This is a genomic window from Curtobacterium sp. NPDC089185, assembly GCF_040685235.1.
GTDB lineage: Bacteria > Actinomycetota > Actinomycetes > Actinomycetales > Microbacteriaceae > Curtobacterium > Curtobacterium citri.
The window spans coordinates 304,692-317,651 of the sequence record NZ_JBFBHK010000002.1; the positions used below are offsets into that span (position 1 = coordinate 304,692).

General features: G+C 72.8%; 13 protein-coding genes and 1 tRNA gene. 8 read left to right on the forward strand and 6 right to left on the reverse strand.

Features of this window, described 5'->3' with window-relative positions; genetic code table 11:
* Window positions 1–151 precede the first annotated feature (151 nt).
* Window positions 152–736 carry a CDP-alcohol phosphatidyltransferase family protein gene (locus AB0N84_RS03400; RefSeq protein WP_289459673.1) on the forward strand — a complete coding sequence of 195 codons (585 nt, stop codon included), beginning with the start codon at window positions 152–154 and terminating at the stop codon, window positions 734–736.
* A gap of 105 nt (window positions 737–841) precedes the next feature.
* Here AB0N84_RS03400 and mscL read toward each other — a convergent pair whose 3' ends face one another.
* The 3 genes from mscL to AB0N84_RS03415 are packed head-to-tail and all read right to left on the reverse strand — an operon-like array spanning window position 842 to window position 2,278.
* On the reverse strand, window positions 842–1,345 hold the full coding sequence (gene mscL, locus AB0N84_RS03405) for a large conductance mechanosensitive channel protein MscL (protein ID WP_182046195.1): 504 nt from the start codon (window positions 1,343–1,345) through the stop codon (window positions 842–844).
* Window positions 1,346–1,401: 56 nt separating this feature from the next.
* Complete coding sequence (locus tag AB0N84_RS03410) at window positions 1,402–1,692, reverse strand: FmdB family zinc ribbon protein (RefSeq protein ID WP_069711293.1); 291 nt, start codon at window positions 1,690–1,692, stop codon at window positions 1,402–1,404.
* Window position 1,693: 1 nt separating this feature from the next.
* Window positions 1,694–2,278, reverse strand: a complete 585-nt coding sequence (locus AB0N84_RS03415; protein WP_069711292.1) for a 5-formyltetrahydrofolate cyclo-ligase — start codon at window positions 2,276–2,278, stop codon at window positions 1,694–1,696.
* A gap of 113 nt (window positions 2,279–2,391) precedes the next feature.
* Here AB0N84_RS03415 and galU point away from each other — a divergent pair, with 113 nt between their 5' ends.
* The 4 genes from galU (at window position 2,392) to AB0N84_RS03435 (ending at window position 5,607) form a co-directional block, all read left to right on the forward strand.
* Window positions 2,392–3,282, forward strand: a complete 891-nt coding sequence (gene galU, locus AB0N84_RS03420) for a UTP--glucose-1-phosphate uridylyltransferase GalU (protein WP_069711291.1) — start codon at window positions 2,392–2,394, stop codon at window positions 3,280–3,282.
* Between the two features lie 89 nt (window positions 3,283–3,371).
* Entirely contained in the window at window positions 3,372–4,031 is a 660-nt protein-coding gene (locus AB0N84_RS03425; RefSeq protein ID WP_069711290.1) for a GNAT family protein, read from the forward strand.
* Window positions 4,032–4,147: 116 nt separating this feature from the next.
* A complete protein-coding gene (locus tag AB0N84_RS03430; RefSeq protein ID WP_363543737.1) occupies window positions 4,148–5,272 on the forward strand; it encodes a hypothetical protein in 1,125 nt (374 codons plus the stop codon).
* Window positions 5,273–5,531: 259 nt separating this feature from the next.
* Window positions 5,532–5,607: transfer RNA gene (locus tag AB0N84_RS03435), tRNA-Ala, on the forward strand.
* Window positions 5,608–5,662: 55 nt separating this feature from the next.
* On the opposite strand, the gene AB0N84_RS03440 is transcribed toward AB0N84_RS03435, so the two are convergent.
* Window positions 5,663–6,046, reverse strand: a complete 384-nt coding sequence (locus AB0N84_RS03440) for a hypothetical protein (protein WP_182048106.1) — start codon at window positions 6,044–6,046, stop codon at window positions 5,663–5,665.
* Between the two features lie 74 nt (window positions 6,047–6,120).
* Between AB0N84_RS03440 and AB0N84_RS03445 the strand changes: the two genes are divergently transcribed.
* Entirely contained in the window at window positions 6,121–7,188 is a 1,068-nt protein-coding gene (locus AB0N84_RS03445; protein WP_182048107.1) for an amidase domain-containing protein, read from the forward strand.
* A gap of 136 nt (window positions 7,189–7,324) precedes the next feature.
* Here AB0N84_RS03445 and AB0N84_RS03450 read toward each other — a convergent pair whose 3' ends face one another.
* A complete protein-coding gene (locus tag AB0N84_RS03450; RefSeq protein WP_363543740.1) occupies window positions 7,325–8,560 on the reverse strand; it encodes a hypothetical protein in 1,236 nt (411 codons plus the stop codon).
* Window positions 8,561–8,682: 122 nt separating this feature from the next.
* Between AB0N84_RS03450 and AB0N84_RS03455 the strand changes: the two genes are divergently transcribed.
* Complete coding sequence (locus AB0N84_RS03455) at window positions 8,683–9,534, forward strand: alpha/beta hydrolase (protein WP_289459663.1); 852 nt, start codon at window positions 8,683–8,685, stop codon at window positions 9,532–9,534.
* A 101-nt stretch (window positions 9,535–9,635) separates the two neighbouring features.
* Here the strand turns inward: AB0N84_RS03455 and AB0N84_RS03460 are convergent, their stop codons facing one another.
* Window positions 9,636–11,474, reverse strand: a complete 1,839-nt coding sequence (locus AB0N84_RS03460; protein WP_363543742.1) for a glycoside hydrolase family 2 TIM barrel-domain containing protein — start codon at window positions 11,472–11,474, stop codon at window positions 9,636–9,638.
* Window positions 11,475–11,566: 92 nt separating this feature from the next.
* Between AB0N84_RS03460 and AB0N84_RS03465 the strand changes: the two genes are divergently transcribed.
* On the forward strand, window positions 11,567–12,844 hold the full coding sequence (locus AB0N84_RS03465) for a phosphotransferase (RefSeq protein WP_363543744.1): 1,278 nt from the start codon (window positions 11,567–11,569) through the stop codon (window positions 12,842–12,844).
* Window positions 12,845–12,960 lie beyond the last annotated feature (116 nt).

A 12,960-nucleotide genomic window follows, 5' to 3' on the forward strand; every position in this document is an offset into this window, starting at 1 on the left:
CCTCCCGCCCCGGCAGGCGCGTCACCACCCGCCCGGTGCCGGGCTACGACCCGGCCGCGCCGCCGGAACCGGCCCGCCACCGCGAGGGCGAGAACGACGCCCGACTCCGGGGGGACGTGCCCCCGCACTGGTGACGGGTAGCCTGGGGGCGATGACTGACACCGCGCGACAGCGACCCGACTGGCAGACGTGGCCGAACCTGATCACGCTCGTGCGCTTCGTGCTCATCCCCGTGTTCATCGGGTTCGTCGTCGCCGGTCACCCGGGGTGGGCGCTCGTCACGCTCGTCGTGCTCGGCGTCAGCGACTGGGCCGACGGGTTCATCGCCCGGAAGTTCGACCAGGGGTCGCAGCTCGGCAAGGCCCTCGACCCGATCGCCGACCGGCTCGCGATCATCGCGATCGTGCTCTCGCTCGTGCTCGTCGGCCTGCTGCCGTGGCCGAGCGTGGCGATCATCGTGCTCGTGGACCTGGTGCTCGTCGTGCTCTCGTGGCTGTGGTTCCGCGGCAACCCCGACCTCGACGTCACGTGGACGGGCAAGATCCGGTCCGCGCTGCTCTTCGTCGGGCTGCCGCTCCTGCTGTTCTCCTCGACGTCGTGGGCGTCGCAGTACGACTGGATCCGCGTGCTCGCGCTCGTGTTCGTCTGGCTCGGCACGATCGGCCACGTCATCGCGGGTGCCCAGTACGCCGCGGCCCTCGCCGCGAAGCACCGCACGGTGTCCCGCACGGCCTGAGCCGCCGGCCGGCCTTCGCCCCGCCTCCGTCTTCGTGGAACCACGGAACCGACGTCGAACCCGCCCTGCAGCGTGGTTCGACGTCGGTTCCGTGGTTCGACGCGACTAGAGCTTCGTCGAGCCGCCGATGCCCGGACCCTCGGGCGCGGTCGACGGGGCCACGTGCGCGCCGCCGCCGGTGTCCGCCGCGACGCCGTTCTGCGTCCGGAGCAGGTCGCGGATCTCGAGCAGCACCTCGACGTCGGTCGGCGGGACGTCCTGCGGCGTCTGCTGCTCGTCGTTCTTGACCCGCTCGAAGGCGATCTTCTTGAGCCGGTTGACCGGGACGACCAGGGCGAAGTACACCACCGCGGCGACGATCACGAAGTTCAGCGCGGCGCCGATGATCGCGCCGAAGTAGAGGGTCGCGGGCTTGCCGCCGCTCACCGTCGGGATGTCGACCTTGAGCGCTTCGTCCAGCGAGGACGCGTTGAAGACCGCGCCGATGAGCGGGTTGATGAGCGCGTTGACGATCGTCGTGACGATGGCGGTGAACGCGGCACCGATGACGACCGCGACGGCCAGGTCGATGACGTTCCCGCGGAGCAGGAACTCCTTGAAGCCCTTCACGCGGGCCTCCTTCCGTGTCGAGGAGACCCCACCGTACCGACGGTGGCGAGCGTCCGTCAGGAAGCGCTGGGAGCGGCCGGCTTCGACTCGGTCTTCTTCGGTTCGCTCTTCTTCGGCTCGCTCGTCGACGACGTGCCGGACGCCGACGACGACCCCTCGGCCTTCGGCGTCGACCGCGAGTCGGTGCGGTAGAACCCGCCGCCGTTGAAGGTGACGCCCACAGGCGAGAACACCTTGCGCAGGGCGCCGCCGCACACGGGGCACTCGGTCAGGGTGGCGTCGGAGAACGACTGCTTGACGTCGAAGGCGTTGTCGCACTCGGTGCAGCGGTACGAGTAGGTGGGCACCCTAGCTCCGGAAGGTGATGATGCGCGACGGCGTGATGATGCCGTCGACGGGTTCGTCGTGGGCCTCGCGCGGGACCTCGTCGAGGTACTCCGCGTCGAAGATCACAGCATAGACGGGCGGGCGGTTCGCCATCGACCCGAGGGTCTTGTCGTAGTAACCCCGTCCCCAGCCCATCCGGCAACCGTCGTGCCCGACCGCGGCCGCCGGCGCGAGGATGGCGTCGACGTCGCCGAGCGCGAGCGGGGAGAGCAGCTCGCCGACCACCTCGGGCATGCCGTGCAGGCCCTGCTGCTCGGTCGAGCCGTCGCCGACCGCCCAGTCGAGCAGGCCGTCCTCGCGGGTGATCGGCAGCAGCACCCGGACGCCGTGCTCGTGCGCCCACACGAGGAAGGGACGCACGTCGGGTTCGTCGGGGGCGGACAGGTAGAGCGCAAGCGAGCGGACCTGCCGCTCCTCCACGAAGCGCTGCAGCGTGGCGGTCAGCCCCACGGTGTCCGTGTCGCGCTCGGTCGTGGTCCGGGTGCGCCGCCGCTGCCGGAGCTCGGCTCGCAGGGCGCGCTTCTCGTTCCCGAGATCGGCGGTCATGGCGGGGAGTCTACCGAGACCGGGTTTGCGGCTTCCCGCCGCAGGACGCGGCTTGCCGTGTCCCCCGAAAGGCCCATGCCACGGCTCAGTGGTCGTCCGGTACGTTCATCCGCATGGGCTTCCAGATTTCGAAGGCGGTGATCCCGGCCGCAGGCCTGGGCACGCGCTTCCTCCCCGCGACCAAGGCGATGCCGAAGGAGATGCTCCCGGTCGTCGACAAGCCGGCGATCCAGTACGTGGTCGAGGAGGCCGTCGGCGCCGGACTCACCGACGTGCTGATGATCACCGGACGCAACAAGAACGCACTCGAGAACCACTTCGACCACGTGGCCGAGCTCGAGGAGACCCTCAAGAAGAAGGGCGACCACGAGAAGCTCCAGAAGGTCAACCAGTCGACCGACCTCGCCGACATGCACTACGTCCGCCAGGGCGACCCGCTCGGCCTCGGCCACGCGGTGCTCCGCGCCAAGATGCACGTCGGGCGCGAGCCGTTCGCCGTCCTGCTCGGCGACGACATCATCGACGCCCGCGACCCGCTGCTCAAGCGCATGATCGAGGTGCAGGGCCAGAAGAACGCGACGATCGTCGCGCTCCTCGAGGTCCCCGAGTCGCAGACCCACATGTACGGCATCGCCACGGTCGAGGAGACCGACACCGACGACGTCGTGAAGATCACCGGCCTGGTCGAGAAACCCCCGCAGGGCGAAGCCCCCTCGAACCTCGCCATCATCGGCCGCTACGTCATCCGCCCCGAGGTCTTCGACGTCCTCGAGAAGCAGGAGCCGGGCAAGGGCGGCGAGATCCAGCTGACCGACGCGCTCATGAAGATGGCGGGCGCCGAGGAGTGGACCGGCGGCGTGTACGGCGTCGTGTTCCGTGGACGCCGGTACGACACGGGTGACAAGCTGGACTACATCAAGGCGATCGTGCAGCTCGCCTCGGACCGCGACGACCTCGGCCCGGACCTCAAGGCCTGGCTGAAGGACTTCAACGCGGGAGAGTAGCCACCCCGTCACGAACGGGTCCGGGGTCGCCCCCGGGCCCGTTCGTGCATCCACCCGGTCGACCACCGGGCACCGGAGGAACCACAGCGATGACGACGATCCCGACCCTGTCCCACGGGCGGGTCACCATCCGGCCCCTCCGGCTCCGTGACACCCGCGACCTCGACGTCGCGCTCGCCACCAACCGGTCGTGGCTCCGGACGTGGGAGGCGACGAACCCCTCCGGGCACGTCTCCACCGACGTCCGCGGCAGCATCCGGGCGCTCCAGGCGAACGCCCGGGCGGGGCTCGGGCTCCCGTTCGCGATGGAGCTCGACGGCCGCTTCGTCGGGCAGCTCAACGTCTCCGGGATCACCTACGGGTCCCTCGGCAGCGCGTCGATCGGCTACTGGGTCGTCGAGGACGCCGCCGGGCACAACGTCACCCCGATCGCCGTCGCGATGGCGGTCGACCACTGCTTCCGCGTCGTCGGCATCCACCGCGTCGAGATCTGCATCCGACCGGAGAACGCCCCGAGCCTCCGCGTCGTCGAGAAGCTCGGCTTCCGGTTCGAGGGCCTGCGCCGCCGCTACATCCACATCAACGGCGACTGGCGCGACCACTTCTGCTTCGCGCTCGTGGCCGAGGAGGTCCGCGAGGGCGTCCTCGACCGCTGGGTCGCCGGCCGGGTGCCGTCCGGCGTCGGCAGCGTCCCGCTCGCCGCGCGCGACGAGGCGGCGGTCCCGCTCGACACGCGCCCCCGGATCTGACGCACCGCAGCTGACGGACGGGAGGCACCGCCTCCTCCGACGGATTCCGTCGCGACTCGCGCAACACGCGTCCGGCAATCAGCGGCCGGGGGAACCCGCACCCCTACCGTGGCCCCATGGCAGGTATCGGCTCCTGGGGCGGCGGCATCGTCCTGCTCATCGCGGCCGTGCTCTGGGTCGTCTACCTCATGCCGTCCTGGGCGGCTCGTCGCCAGTACCTCGCCACCGAGCGGAACGCGATCCGGCTGCAGCAGACCCTGCGCATCCTCGCCCAGACCGCCGAGCTCCCCGACGAGGTCCGGGTCGAGATGAACGCACGGTCCCTCGCCGAGGCGCAGCGCGTCGCCCGGTCCGAGGAGGCCAAGCGCACCGCGATCGTCCGCGCCCACGAGGCGGCGCGGCAGCGGGAGATCACCCGGCGTCTGGCCGAGCAGCAGCCGACGCTCGAGCGCGTCTCGTCCGTCCCCGCGCTCACCGCCATGCGCATGCGTCGGTCCCGGCTCGGCGCGACCCTGTTCGGCACGCTCGGGATCGTCGTCGCGCTCGTCGTCCTCGTCGCGGCACCCGGGGCGTGGCTCGTCGCCGTCGCGGGGCTCGTCGCCGCGGGCGGGTCCGCAGCGGTCCTCGCGCAGCTGCACCAGGTGGCGCAGGCGCGGAAGGCGCGTGCCGCGGCCGGGGCTGCGGAGGCGACCCGTGCCTCCCGTCCGGCCGCCACCTGGACGGACCCGGCGCCGCCGCTGTCCGCCGAGCAGCCCGCCGGACCCGCCCGTGACCGCAGCTGGACCCCGGCCGGTGTGCCGAAGCCGCTCTACGTGCAGCGGCCGTCGGCGCCGGCGCCCACGCCGGAGTCGTCGGCGGAGCTCGCCGCCCGGCTGCGGGAGCGCGTCGCCGCGGCGAAGGCCGAGGCAGACGCCGAGGCGGCGGCGATCCGCGCGGGGGAGCAGGACCCGTCGCTCGCGCGGGTGTCCCGCCTGCGTGCCGACGTCGAGGAGGCCGCGGCCTCGCTGTCGTCGCACGACCAGGGGCGCCTGGCGGAACGGCTCGGGCTCCGTGCACCCGCGTCCGCCGACGCGTCCACCGCTCCGGCCTCGCCGGACGCAGCAACCGCTCCGGCTGCTGCGGCGCCCGAGCCCGAGCAGCCCGCGACGCCGAGCCGCTGGGCCGGCATGGGCGTCATCGGCGACGACGAGTACCGGCAGACCGACCTCGACGCGGTCATGCGTCGACGTCGCGCGGTCTGACGCCGCGGCACGCCCGGCCGCTGCGTCCCGATTTCGGATCGCGCTCACGGTGGTGAGCTGCCACGGCTCTCGAGCCCGAGCAAACCGCGACGCCGAGCCGCTGGGCCGGCATGGGCGTCATCGGCGACGACGACTACCGGCAGACCGACCTCGACGCGGTCATGCGTCGACGTCGAGCGGTCTGACGCCGCGGCACGCCCGGCCGCCGCGTCCCGATTTCGGATCGCGCTCACGGTGGTGCTAGTGTGGTCGAGCACTTGGGGCTATGGCGCAGTTGGTAGCGCGTCTCGTTCGCAATGAGAAGGTCAGGGGTTCGAATCCCCTTAGCTCCACCAGATGCACGAAGGCCACCCGGACCGGGTGGCCTTCTGCGTTCCCGAGGGTCCGTCGTCAGCTCGGAGCGCTGTCCGTCAGGACGCCGGCGCGCGCGAGTTCGGCGTGGATCGCGTTCGCGGCCTGCTCGAACGCCCGGGTGCCGCGGGCGACGCCGATCGCCCCGCCCTTCAGCACCGCCCGCCCGGACCCGCGGAGGAGCCGTGCCACCGTGCTCCCGTCCGGTGCGACCATGAGCTGCACGTCGAGCCGGGTGTGGAACGTCCGCTCGCCCGCCAGCGCCCCGATCAACAGGGTGACGCCCAGGCTGCCGCGGGTCGCACGCAGGGCGCCCTGCGCGGCGTCCTCGACGGCGTAGCCCTCACGGACGAGTGCGTCGCGGACCCGGAGGCGGGTGGAGTCGGGGTCGGCGGCGACGAAGAAGTCGTGGCTCTCGGGCATGCGGGTGGCGGTCCTTCCGGTCGGTGGTGCGCTTCCGGTGATCCTGCCGCACCGTCGCCTACCCTGGTGCAGACATGACTGCCTCGTTCACCCGCCGCTCCCTGCTCTCCCTCGCCGGCGTCGCCGGCATCGGGTTCGCCGTCGCCGCCTGCTCCCGCGGCGACGACGCCACGTCGAGCCCGTCGGGCTCGTCCGGATCGTCGAGCTCGTCCGGGGCAGCTTCCGGTGGCAAGGACGGCGGGTCGTCGTCGAGCGCCCGCCCGGCCGCCTCGTCGATCGAGCCCGCACAGGTCCCGCTCGCCGGCGGCGTCACCGTCACGGTCGCCGGGACCGGCCTGGCCGAGGTCCGCGGGGTGACGGTCGGCGGGATCGCGGCGCGTGACGTGCGGGCCTCGGCGACGAAGGTGACCTTCACGGCTCCGCACCAGGCGATGTACACGCCCGGCTCGGCGGACGTCGCGCTCTTCACGACGGCGGTCGAGCCGAGTCCGTCCGCCAACCGGTCGTCGGACGGCAACGGCAGCGCGGCGAACGACGGGCAGGCCGGCGCGACCCAGGACCAGACGACCGCAACCCCGACGCCCACGGCCGCACCCGTCCCGGACGCGTCGACGGCGGTCGCGACGACGACGGTCGCCTACGCGGCGCTGACCGACGTCGACCGGCAGCTCGCGTACGCGATGCGGTACTGGTCCGACTACAACCTCGCCGAGTACGGCACCATGAACCCGATCGGTGGCGACTGCGCGAACTACGTGTCGCAGACCCTGGTCGCCCGCGGGTGGCAGCAGCGCTCCGACTGGTACAACCGGGCCGGCGGCGCCCAGCACAGCGCCACCTGGACGTACTGCCCGGCGATGGAACCGTGGATGACCGCCAACGCCGCGGAGTTCGGGCTGACCCGACGCTCCCTCGACGAGCGGAGCAAGGTCAGGGTCGGCGACATCGTGTTCTACGACTGGAACGACAACCAGTCGCCCGACCACGTGACGATCGTCTCCGAGGTCTTCACCGAGCCGGACGGCACCGTCCGGATCAAGTCGGCGAGCCACAACCAGGACGGGCCCTACCGCGACCTCGACGAGATGATCACCGTGCAGCACCCGGGCGGCACCGCCTGGTTCCACACGTTCGACGCGTAGGGCCGCGCGGGGCGGCTCCGACGACGTGGGACGAACCACGGAAGCGACGTCGAACCAGCCGCCCACCCTGGTTCGACGTCGGAACCGTGGTTCGACCGCGGCGACCGCGACCTCCGCCCCACCCGCCGGCGCGTGCTCAGGGGAACCCGAGGAACCACAGCAGCACGACCGCGACCGGCTGCAGGCACACCCCGACCACGAGCCACGCGACCGTCCGCCGCCGCGTCCCCGTGAAGCCCGCCGCCCCGAGGAGCGGCGCCGTCGGCAGGAGCAGTCGCGGCAGGCTCTGCTGCGGCAGGAACACCGCGACGAGGTACAGCGCGTACGACGCCGTGAACGCCACGACGTCCGTCCCGAGGGCGCGGACGCCCCGCCGGGTCCAGACCCACACCGCGGCGGCGAGCACACCCACCACGAGCACGACGCCGAGCGGCCCGAGCCACGTCGAGGCCATCCGGAACCAGGGCGTCAGCGGTTCGAAGTGCTGCCGCCCGACGAACCCCACCCACCAGGACGTCTCCGTCTCGAGGTAGGCGTCCGGCCGCCCCGTCACCACCGACGCGACGACGGGCCACGCGAGGCCGGTCGCCGCGACCCCGAGCCCGGCGACGACGATGGCCACCGCGTCGCGCACCGGCAGCGCCCGGCGCTCCCGGACGACCCGCACCACCAGGTGCACCGCGAGGGCCACCGCGAGCGCGAGCACCCCCGGCTTCGTGAACGCCGCCACGAGCCCGAGCGGCAGCACGAGCCAGTACCGCCGGCGCACCAGTGCGAGCAGGCCGCCGAACAGCAGGAGCAGGAACGTGCTCTCGGCGTACGCCACCTGCAGCAGGAACCCGGTCGGCGCGAACGCGAAGAGCGCCGTCGCCCGGGTCGCCCGCCGCTCGTCGGTCGCCGCGCGAACCAGGTGCCAGAGCACGACGCACGTGCCGGCTCCGGCGAGCGTGGCGACGAGCACGCCGGCGGCCCAGAAGGACCCGCCGACCAGGGGCTGGACCAGTCGCGACAGCGCCGGGAAGACCGGCAGGAAGGCCCACGGGTTCGGCAGCACGTGGCCCGCCGCGTCGGTGGGCAGCGTCGTCGGGTAGCCGTGCTCGGCGATGGTCCGGTAGAACGACGCGTCCCACGACCCGAGGAACGCCGTGAAGGTCCCCTCGCGTCGGTACGACGCGAACCGCCAGCCGTGCGCGGTGGCGAGCAGCCAGACCGTGAGCAGCAGGACGGTGCTGACCACGCGGGAAGCCAGCCACACGAGGAGGGGAGCGGTCCACCCGCTGTGCCGTCCCTCCAGGCCGACCGTGAGCAGGCGACGGACGCGGGACGACAGCCCCGGCCGGGAGGCACGGGTCGTCTCCGCCAGGTCGGTCACCGACCGATCCTCCCACCTCCACAGCCGACGTTCACTGTCCGGTCGCCGCACCTCCAGGGAGCACCAGGGTGCAGGGAGTTGCATCAGCCGCGTTCCCTGGAAGGACCACGACAGGAGGAATCATGCCCTTCATCACCGTCGGCGCCGAGAACGGCCACGACATCGACCTGCACTACGACGACTTCGGCTCGGGCGACCCGGTCGTCCTGATCCACGGTTGGCCGCTCTCCGGCCGCTCGTGGGAGGGCCAGATCCCGGCACTCGTCGAGGCCGGCCACCGCGTCATCGCCTACGACCGCCGCGGGTTCGGCCAGTCCTCGCAGCCCTGGGGCGGGTACGACTACGACACGTTCGCCGCGGACCTCGACAAGCTCATCACCGAGCTCGGGCTGTCGAACGTCACGCTGATCGGGTTCTCGATGGGCGGCGGCGAGCTCGCGCGCTACGCCTCGCGGTACGGGACCAGCAACATCAAGAAGCTCGTCTTCGCCAGCGCGGTGCCGCCGTACCTGTGGAAGTCGGACGACAACCCGGACGGCGCGGTCGACCAGGACCTCGCCGACTGGTTCGCGAACGGCATCACGGGCGACCGTCCCGCGTTCCTCCACCAGTTCGTCGACATGTTCTACACGGCGGGCGGCGAGCCGGGCCTGCTCAAGAAGCCGCTCGTGAGCGACGACCAGCGTGCGTACGACCTGTCGATCGCCGAGCTCGCCTCGCCGAAGGGCACGCTCGACTGCACCGTTGCCTTCGCGACGACGGACTTCCGCGACGACCTGACGAAGATCGACGTCCCGACGCTCGTCATCCATGGCGACTCGGACGGCATCGTGCCGTTCGAGGCGTCCGGTCAGCGCACCGCCGCCGCCATCCCGAACGCGCAGACGCACGTCATCGAGGGCGGCCCGCACGGTGTGCTCGCCTCGCACAAGGACGAGTGGAACGAGACGGTCCTGCGCTTCCTCGCGTCCTGACCCTCCCGCGACACGCAACGTGGGCGGTTCCTCGCAGCGGTAGGTCGCTGCGAGGATCCGCCCACGTTGCGTTCTGCGGGAACGGACCGACGTGCCGCCCGTCAGTGCCCGGTGACGGCCGCCCGGATCCGCTCGATCGGCACCTTCGGGCTGCGGTCGGCGTTGAGCAGCCCGTTCGTCTCCTGCATCGTGTCCGTGAGCTGCGTCCAGCACGACCCGGCCAGGAACGAGCTCGCCCGGACGCCGTCGTACAGCGCCGTGATCCGGTTGACCCAGTCGTCGCCGTCGAGGGCCGAGGTGTAGCCCCAGCCGTCCTCGCGGCGGGCTCCCGGCTGGAAGTCCACGCCGCCGAACTCGGTCAGCATCACCGGCTGGCCCTCGTCCGTCGCTCCACCGACCAGGATCCGGCGGTCGGCGGGTCCGCGGCCGCCGAGCAGCGCCGTCCGTGCCGCGTCGTCCGCGTACGTCGCCGCGAGCCGGACGCCGTCGCCCTCGTAGTCGTGGATCGTGACGATGTCCGAGTTCGTGTGCTCCCAGCCGTCGTTCGAGATCACCGGGCGGGTCGGGTCGAGTGCCCGCGTCAGGTCGGCGAGCGCCCTCGCGTACGCCTGCTGCGCCGGGTCGGTCGCGACGTGCTGCACGCCCCAGCTCTCGTTCGCGGGGACCCACGTGACGATCGACGGGTGGGAGGCGTCCCGTTCGACGGCGTCCATCCACTCGCGCACCAGCCGCTGCACCGCGAGCGGGGTGAACGCGTACGCGCCCGGCGCCTCACCCCAGACGAGCAGCCCGAGGCGGTCCGCCCAGTAGAGGAAGCGCGGGTCCTCGATCTTCTGGTGGTTCCGCGCCGCGGTGAAGCCGAGCTCCTTGATGAGCTCGACCTCGCGCCGGAGGGCCGCGCGGGACGGGGCCGCGAGGTGCGACTCGGGCCAGTAGCCCTGGTTGAGCACGCTGCGGACGTCGTACGCGCGCCCGTTCAGCAGGAACGCACCGCCGTCGGTGCCGACCGTCCGCAGCCCGAAGTAGCTCGCCACCGCGTCGACTCCGACGAGTGCCACCGTCGCGTCGACGAGGCGCGGGGTCTCCGGGCTCCACACCAGTTCGTCCTCGGCCTGGCCGTTCGTCTGGCGGGCGACGGGAACCGGGACGACGACCTCGTCGGCGTCGGCGGGCACGGCGACCTCGACCGACGCGAGCTCCTCGCCCGTGCCCTGCCACCAGGCGTCCACGCGGACCCGTTCGGCGTCCCGGCGCTCGCCGGCGAGCCGCACGGTCAGGCGCACGGTGGCGTGGTCGACGTTCGTCCAGCGGAGGGCCGCGATCGACCGCGACGGCACGGCCTCGAGCCACACGGTCTGCCAGATCCCGGTCGTTCGGCGGTACCAGATGGCGTGGGGCTCCTCGTGCCAGTCCTGCTTGCCGCGGGGCTGCGTGACGTCGTGCGGGTCGTCCTCGGCGCGGACGACCAGCACGTGCTCGCCGTCGGGGTCGGTGCCGAGGGCCTCGGTGACGTCGAACGAGAACGGGGTGTGGCCGCCCTCGTGCTCGCCGACGAACCGGCCGTCGATCCAGACCCGGGCGCGGTGGTCGACGGCGCCGAAGTGCAGCCGCAGCCGATCGGCCCCGGGGCCGTACCCGGCGGCGTCGAGCTCGGCCCGGGTCAGGGTGCGGGCGTACCAGACGACGGGGTGGAAGCCCGGTTCGTCGATGCAGGACGCCGGCGACTCGGGCGGGAACGGCACCGTGATGTCCCGCGCGTCGGGGAGACCGCTCCGCCACGACGGGTCGTCCCCGGTGTTCCGGAACGACCACGTGCCGTCGAGGTCCGCCCAGGCACGACGCAGCAGCTGCGGACGCGGGTAGGTGCCGTCCTGCTCGGAGGCCAGGGGGAGGGATGCGCGGGCAGAGGGGGCGGCGCCGGTGCCGTCGAGGGAGCTCATGCCCCCATGCTGGTCGTTCTGTACATCGTTGTAAAGAGCAGCGGACGCGTCACCCGGGACGCACTCCGGTCCCGACGCGTAGCGTCCTCCCCATGAGCGCCGAGGCACCCGACCGCGTCCACGACCGCACGCTCGAGGGCTGGATCGCCCGGCAGCGCTGGTACACGGCGAAGGGCAGCACGCCGTCCCTCCGCACGCTGTCCGAGTCGGACGGCACCCGGCTCGTCCTCGACGACGCTCCGACCGGGCCGGTGCTCTACCAGGTGCCGGTGCTGTCCCCGGCACCGGACTTGGACGGGTCGGGGTCGGATCCCGTCGACGCGACGACCGACACCGCGTGGGTGCAGGAACTGGCCGAGCGCATCGACGCCGACCCGTCGTCCCTCCGCCCGATCGGACGGGTGACCGCGTCGCGCGTGCTCTCCGGCGAGCAGTCGAACACCTCGGTCATCTGCGACACCGCGGACGGCGCGCAGGTCATCGTGAAGGTCTTCCGCGTCCTGCACCACGGCGACAACCCCGACGTCACGACGCAGCTCGCACTGTCGGCCGCCGGCAGCGCCCGGGTCCCCACCGTGTACGGCGCCCTGCGCGCCACGTGGCCGGACTCCGGGCGCCCGGACGGGACGGCCACCGGACACCTCGCGTTCGCCCAGGAGTTCCTCCCCGGGCTCGAGGACGCCTGGCGGGTCGCGCTGCACGACGCCCGCGAGGGGACGCCGTGGGACGCGCACGCCGCGGCCCTCGGGTCGGCGCTCGCCGAGGTGCACCGCACCCTCGCCGAGGCGCTGCCGACCGAACCCGCCGACGAGGCGCGCCGGAACGCGGCCGTCGCGACGATGCACGCGCGGTTCGACGCCGCGGTCCGCGAGGCCCCGACCGTCGCCCCGCACGTCGACGCCGTCCGCGCCGTGTACGACCGGGCCGCCGCGGCCGACTGGCCCGCCCTGCAGCGCATCCACGGCGACCTGCACCTCGGCCAGGTGCTCGCGGCGCCGGAGCCCCGCGGGTGGGTGTTCCTCGACTTCGAGGGGGAGCCGCTCCGCCCGCTCACCGAGCGCTCGCTCCCGGACGTCACGCTGCGCGACGTCGCCGGCATGCTGCGGTCCTTCGACTACGTCGCCGGTTCGCTCGCGCACGACGCCGCGTTCGTCGACGCGGGCGCGTGGGCACAGGCCGCCCGCGAGGCGTTCCTCGACGGCTACCAGCGCGGCACCGGCACGGACCTCGGAGGCCACCGCGCGCTCCTCGACGCGTTCGAGCTCGACAAGGCCCTGTACGAGGTGGTCTACGAGACCCGCAACCGACCGGACTGGGCCGGCATCCCGCTCGCCGCGGTCGCGCGGCTCGCGTCCCGCGACGCGGGGTGACCGCGCCGGCCCGCTGACCGCACCGCACCAGCAGCGGCCCCTGACGGACGGGAGGCGCGTGACCAGCCGGTCACGCGCCTCCCGTCCGTCACCGGGTGCGGCGCGTCAGTGTCGCG

Coding starts and splice junctions, on each gene's coding strand:
- AB0N84_RS03400 (WP_289459673.1), top strand. CDS start 152: ATGACTGACACCGCGCGACAGCGACCCGACTGGCAGACGTGGCCGAAC.
- galU (WP_069711291.1), top strand. CDS start 2,392: ATGGGCTTCCAGATTTCGAAGGCGGTGATCCCGGCCGCAGGCCTGGGC.
- AB0N84_RS03445 (WP_182048107.1), top strand. CDS start 6,121: ATGACTGCCTCGTTCACCCGCCGCTCCCTGCTCTCCCTCGCCGGCGTC.
- AB0N84_RS03430 (WP_363543737.1), top strand. CDS start 4,148: ATGGCAGGTATCGGCTCCTGGGGCGGCGGCATCGTCCTGCTCATCGCG.
- AB0N84_RS03455 (WP_289459663.1), top strand. CDS start 8,683: ATGCCCTTCATCACCGTCGGCGCCGAGAACGGCCACGACATCGACCTG.
- AB0N84_RS03465 (WP_363543744.1), top strand. CDS start 11,567: ATGAGCGCCGAGGCACCCGACCGCGTCCACGACCGCACGCTCGAGGGC.
- AB0N84_RS03440 (WP_182048106.1), bottom strand. CDS start 6,046: ATGCCCGAGAGCCACGACTTCTTCGTCGCCGCCGACCCCGACTCCACC.
- AB0N84_RS03415 (WP_069711292.1), bottom strand. CDS start 2,278: ATGACCGCCGATCTCGGGAACGAGAAGCGCGCCCTGCGAGCCGAGCTC.
- AB0N84_RS03460 (WP_363543742.1), bottom strand. CDS start 11,474: ATGAGCTCCCTCGACGGCACCGGCGCCGCCCCCTCTGCCCGCGCATCC.
- AB0N84_RS03425 (WP_069711290.1), top strand. CDS start 3,372: ATGACGACGATCCCGACCCTGTCCCACGGGCGGGTCACCATCCGGCCC.